Origin of the sequence: Arthrobacter sp. Leaf141 (assembly GCF_001424565.1) — a bacterium.
Lineage (GTDB): Bacteria > Actinomycetota > Actinomycetes > Actinomycetales > Micrococcaceae > Arthrobacter.
Genome location: NZ_LMOL01000043.1, coordinates 1 through 2,562, shown reverse-complemented (window position 1 = coordinate 2,562; position 2,562 = coordinate 1). Strand labels below are relative to the sequence as shown.

Below are 2,562 nucleotides of genomic sequence, written 5' to 3'. Positions count from 1 at the left end.
CTTTTGGGAGGGTTGTGTGGGGTGTGTGGTTTGGGGTTGTTGTTTGAGAACTACATAGTGGACGCGAGCATCTTTTATAAGAAGCAATTTCCAAGAATATGAACCTGGATCTGGCTGCGCGTGATGGTGTCACCTTTCGGGGTGGTGTTGATCGTGTGGTTGGTTTCTGTGGTTCTCTCGAAAATTAGCGTTTTTGATCTTTTGTGGTCAAGTTTTTAAGAGCACACGGTGGATGCCTTGGCATTAGGAGCCGAAGAAGGACGTAGGAATCTGCGATAAGCCTGGGGGAGTCGATAACCGGACTGTGATCCCAGGGTGTCCGAATGGGGAAACCCCGCCAGGCGCGCGAGTGACCTGGTGACCCGCATCTGAACACATAGGGTGTGTGGGGGGAACGCGGGGAAGTGAAACATCTCAGTACCCGCAGGAAGAGAAAACAATAGTGATTCCGTTAGTAGTGGCGAGCGAACGCGGATCAGGCTAAACCGTTCCATGTGTGATAGCCGGCGGGCGTTGCATGGGCGGGGTTGTGGGACTTTCCATACTGGTTCTGCCGGACCGGTGGGGTGTGATGTGCAGGCATAGGTGAACGGTCTTGAAAGGCCGGCCAGAGAGGGTGTGAGCCCCGTAACCGTAATGTTTTGTGCCGCCTGTGAGAGTATCCCAAGTAGCACGGGGCCCGAGAAATCCCGTGTGAATCTGTCAGGACCACCTGATAAGCCTAAATACTCCCTAATGACCGATAGCGGACCAGTACCGTGAGGGAAAGGTGAAAAGTACCCCGGGAGGGGAGTGAAACAGTACCTGAAACCGTGTGCTTACAATCCGTCGGAGCAACCGCACCTTGTGTGCATAGTAGTTGTGACGGCGTGCCTTTTGAAGAATGAGCCTGCGAGTTAGTGTTACGTCGCGAGGTTAACCCGTGTGGGGAAGCCGTAGCGAAAGCGAGTCTGAATAGGGCGTTGCAGTGGCGTGATCTAGACCCGAAGCGAAGTGATCTACCCATGGCCAGGTTGAAGCGACGGTAAGACGTCGTGGAGGACCGAACCCACTTCAGTTGAAAATGGAGGGGATGAGCTGTGGGTAGGGGTGAAAGGCCAATCAAACTTCGTGATAGCTGGTTCTCCCCGAAATGCATTTAGGTGCAGCGTTGCGTGTTTCTTGCTGGAGGTAGAGCTACTGGATGGCTAATGGGCCCTACAAGGTTACTGACGTCAGCCAAACTCCGAATGCCGGTAAGTGAGAGCGCAGCAGTGAGACTGTGGGGGATAAGCTTCATAGTCGAGAGGGAAACAGCCCAGACCACCAACTAAGGCCCCTAAGCGTGTGCTAAGTGGGAAAGGATGTGGAGTTGCGAAGACAACCAGGAGGTTGGCTTAGAAGCAGCCATCCTTAAAAGAGTGCGTAATAGCTCACTGGTCAAGTGATTCCGCGCCGACAATGTAGCGGGGCTCAAGTACACCGCCGAAGTTGTGGCATTCAAATATTAGCTAAGCCCTTGTGGTTCAGGCGTTTGGATGGGTAGGGGAGCGTCGTGTGGGCAGTGAAGTCGCGGTGTAAACCAGCGGTGGAGCCTACACGAGTGAGAATGCAGGCATGAGTAGCGAAAGACGGGTGAGAAACCCGTCCGCCGAATGATCAAGGGTTCCAGGGTCAAGCTAATCTGCCCTGGGTAAGTCGGGACCTAAGGCGAGGCCGACAGGCGTAGTCGATGGACAACGGGTTGATATTCCCGTACCGGCGAAAAACCGTCCATGTTGAACAGGGGATACTAACCGCCCGAGACCTGACCGCCCGCCCTTGTGGTGACGTGGTTTTTGGTGGAGCGCGGGACCTGATCCTGGGAGGCAAGCGTATTAACAGGTGTGACGCAGGAAGGTAGCCAAGCCGGGCGATGGTTGTCCCGGTCTAAGGATGTAGGGCGAATGGTAGGCAAATCCGCTGTTCATGATGCCTGAGATCTGATGGGACCCCCTTTAGTGGGGGGATTTGGTGATCCTATGCTGCCGAGAAAAGCATCGACGCGAGGTTTTAGCCGCCCGTACCCCAAACCGACACAGGTGATCAGGTAGAGAATACTAAGGCGATCGAGAGAATTATGGTTAAGGAACTCGGCAAAATGCCCCCGTAACTTCGGGAGAAGGGGGGCCCCAACCTTGAACACCACACGCTGGTGGGAGGGGATCGGGGCCGCAGAGACCAGGGGGAAGCGACTGTTTACTAAAAACACAGGTCCGTGCGAAGTCGCAAGACGATGTATACGGACTGACTCCTGCCCGGTGCTGGAAGGTTAAGAGGACCGGTTAGCCGCAAGGCGAAGCTGAGAATTTAAGCCCCAGTAAACGGCGGTGGTAACTATAACCATCCTAAGGTAGCGAAATTCCTTGTCGGGTAAGTTCCGACCTGCACGAATGGAGTAACGACTTCCCCGCTGTCTCAACCATAAACTCGGCGAAATTGCAGTACGAGTAAAGATGCTCGTTACGCGCAGCAGGACGGAAAGACCCCGAGACCTTTACTATAGTTTGGTATTGGTGTTCGGAGTGGCTTGTGTAGGATAGG

1 rRNA gene is annotated in these 2,562 nt (G+C 54.3%); it reads left to right on the top strand.

Annotated elements, in window-relative coordinates:
* Positions 1-205: 205 nt before the first annotated feature.
* Positions 206-2,562, top strand: a 23S ribosomal RNA gene (locus ASF72_RS18305); the annotation flags it as partial.